The sequence below is a fragment of the Endozoicomonas sp. SESOKO3 genome, assembly GCF_024606255.1.
The window spans coordinates 1-2551 of record NZ_JAHHPR010000683.1; the positions used below are offsets into that span (position 1 = coordinate 1).

Annotated in this window: 4 protein-coding genes; 2 read left to right on the top strand and 2 right to left on the bottom strand. The window is 47.0% G+C overall.

Annotation, left to right across the window (positions count from 1 at the left end; translation table 11 throughout):
- Positions 1 to 358: aldehyde dehydrogenase family protein (locus tag KDK18_RS11995; RefSeq protein ID WP_257255159.1), on the bottom strand; the 358-nt coding region annotated here is incomplete at its 3' end.
- Positions 359 to 590: 232 nt separating this feature from the next.
- Here KDK18_RS11995 and msrP point away from each other — a divergent pair.
- Together msrP and KDK18_RS12005 are read left to right on the top strand one after the other, a co-directional pair.
- Entirely contained in the window at positions 591 to 1634 is a 1044-nt protein-coding gene (gene msrP / locus KDK18_RS12000) for a protein-methionine-sulfoxide reductase catalytic subunit MsrP (RefSeq protein ID WP_257255160.1), read from the top strand.
- A gap of 10 nt (positions 1635 to 1644) precedes the next feature.
- Positions 1645 to 2229, top strand: a complete 585-nt coding sequence (locus tag KDK18_RS12005) for a sulfite oxidase heme-binding subunit YedZ (RefSeq protein ID WP_257255161.1) — start codon at positions 1645 to 1647, stop codon at positions 2227 to 2229.
- A gap of 98 nt (positions 2230 to 2327) precedes the next feature.
- On the opposite strand, the gene KDK18_RS12010 is transcribed toward KDK18_RS12005, so the two are convergent.
- On the bottom strand, positions 2328 to 2551 hold a 224-nt coding region (locus KDK18_RS12010; protein WP_257255162.1), incomplete at its 5' end, for a hypothetical protein.

A 2551-nucleotide genomic window follows, 5' to 3' on the forward strand; every position in this document is an offset into this window, starting at 1 on the left:
GAGCTAATCCAGCAAGAAACTCAATAGAGTCTGCGCCCGTAACCACATCAACCACGGAGGCCTCTTGCCAGGGTTTACCTGTATCGAGAACTTCAATTCGGGCCAGTTCATCGTTACGTTCGCGCAAGAGGCTGACAGCTCGGTTGAGGATGCGACTGCGCTCCATACCATTCATTCTTGACCAGCTTTCAAAGCCTTTTTGAGCACTGGCAACAGCAGACTGGCGAATGGCGTCATCGGCTTTCTCTACGGTATAAATGATTTGACGAGTAGCGGGATTGATCACCGGAAACGTTTCTTTCGTCTCATTGGCGAGGTATTGGCCATCGACAAAGTTCTGATAGCAAGGTAATGACACAGGTAACTCCCTCGGGTATCAGTTGCAAAGCTAAGGACGCTCTCAGGCATCGATAGTTGGAACACCGAATTAATTTTATGTGAAAACGAAAAAAAAGCCGCTAATAAATGATCAAGTCAGCGGGTTGATGGAATATATACTGGCGAGATGACGTCCATGATTTTGAAATGTGAATCTGCGCCATTAAAACGAGCGTAAAAGGTAAATAAGAGAATTGTGCGGGAGAGTATCGATGCTGATTAAGACCAGAAAGTCTGGAGACGTCCGCAGCAGTGAAATAACATCAGAAAACGTTTACGAGGATCGTCGCCGTTTTTTGAAAATGGGTGGACAGTTTGCCTGTGTCGGCATGGGGCTGGTTGTGGCAGGTTGCGGTGATGCTGCAGATACCCGGTCAACCAGGAAGCCGACGGGTTCACGCTATGATGACGTTCCACAGCTTTCTGCCCCTGATTGGCTGAAAGAGAAAGTAGCCAGCTATCAATCCAGTCGCTTCACAACCGATGAAACGTTAACCCCCTACGCCAGTGTGGCTGGTTACAATAACTTTTATGAGTTTGGCTACTCAAAAGACGACCCTGCCAAATACGCTAAAAATATGAAAACAGATCCCTGGTCGTTAGTGGTTGAGGGGGAGATTGAAAAACCCGGTAAATACACTTTGGAAGATATACTCAAGCCCCACGATGTTGAGGAAAGAATCTACCGTCTTCGCTGTGTAGAAGCCTGGTCGATGGTTATTCCCTGGGTGGGTGTGTCATTGGCCGACATGTTCAAGCGTTTTCAACCCAATTCCAGGGCCAGGTTCGTTCAGTTCGAAACACTCCATGATCCTGAACAGATGCCGGGTCAACGCTCCCGTCTCAGTGCCATTAAATACCCGTATGTCGAAGGGCTTAGAATAGATGAAGCCATGAACCCTCTGACTTTTATGGCTATTGGCCTATACGGCAAGACACTGCCGCCGCAAAATGGTGCCCCTCTGAGACTGGTTGTTCCCTGGAAGTATGGCTTTAAGAGTATCAAGTCCATTGTCAAAATCCGTTTTACTGAAACCATGCCACAAACCACTTGGGTTAAATCAGGTCCCAGCGAGTATGGTTTTTATGCCAATGTGAATCCTGAAGTCGATCATCCGCGCTGGAGCCAGAAGCAAGAGCGCAGATTGCCTAACTCCATCTGGGAGCCAAACCAGATTGAAACGCAAAAGTTCAATGGCTATGGCGAAGAAGTGGCTCATCTCTACAAGGGGATGGATCTCAGGAAATTCTATTAAGGGTGGTGTGATGGACTGGGTTGCACAGTTAAAATGGCTTGTTTTTCCAATGTGTCTGGTGCCATTGGTCTGGCTGATCAATGCTGTTATCACTCATCAACTGGGACCCGACCCGGCGAATACCCTGACCCGGGATTTGGGCGAGTGGGCTTTAATCTTTCTTTGCATCAGTCTGGCAGTTACCCCGGCAAGAAAAATGACAGGGATTAACAAACTGATCCGGTTCCGGAGAATGATCGGGCTCTTCGCACTCTTTTATGCAGTACTGCATGTAATGGCTTATCTTGCATTCTTGCTGGGCTGGCAGTGGCAAACACTGTTGGAAGATCTCTATCAGCGTCCTTATATCATGGCGGGTGCTTTTGCGATCCTGATACTTTCTGTACTGGGAGCCACATCAACCAAGGCCATGATGCGCCGGTTAGGGAAAAAGTGGGTGAAGTTGCATAAGCTGGTCTATCTGGCTGCAGGTCTGGCGGTTTTGCATTTTGTCTGGCTGTCAAAAAGTGACTATACCGAAGCGGTAATATTTGGTTCTGTGCTGGCTGGTTTGATGTTGTTCAGGCTGCCTACCAAGTGGCGACGGGCTCGATGAGCCCTTTTTTAGCGTTTTCATGAGAGGTTTGTGGCATGAAGTCTTTTTTTAATCTCATATTATTAATTTTTTGAGTTGTTCTTGTTATTAATCTACATCTATAGCTCAATAATTGATTGATTTGAGATAAAAAGTGAGTAGGTACATTCCACCTCCGCCAAGAAAGGACTTTCAGCAGACGGTTGATGAGATATACGAAAGTCAGCCTGAAAAGATGAAAGATTACCCAAACTGAGCGAAAAGCCCCGTACTTTGAGGACGGTGATGGATAGCTCGGCTTGCGCAGAGCAAGCCCATAAATTATCATTCTTTCCGTCTCTTG